This window comes from Chitinophaga agrisoli (assembly GCF_008386695.1).
Taxonomy (GTDB): domain Bacteria; phylum Bacteroidota; class Bacteroidia; order Chitinophagales; family Chitinophagaceae; genus Chitinophaga; species Chitinophaga agrisoli.
On sequence record NZ_VUOC01000138.1, the window covers coordinates 1 to 272 of the forward strand.

General features: G+C 46.3%; 1 protein-coding gene. It reads right to left on the reverse strand.

Annotated features, from left to right (window positions below; genetic code table 11):
• A partial coding sequence (locus F0L74_RS33765; RefSeq protein WP_213087187.1) for an RNA-dependent RNA polymerase family protein occupies positions 1-272 on the reverse strand: 272 nt, incomplete at both ends.

Genomic DNA, 272 nt, shown 5'->3' on the forward strand with positions numbered 1-272 from the left:
CCAAGATACCGGAAATTATCCACTCTCTCCACTGGGGCTCCGTTTATGATGAGTGGTTGGTAATTCCTCATCTCTCGCTTTGTACTGAAGTCCACGATCATCTCCTTTGTTTTGCTGACGTTTAGGAGGAGATGGTTTTCCTGGCACCATGTCTCTAGGTTTTTAATTTCCCTGAGGTAGTCCATCTCGTTGTTGTTGGATATCAGACCCATCACGACTGTGTCATCGGCAAACTTTATGATGGTAGTGGTGTTGGAGTTGGCCAGACTGTC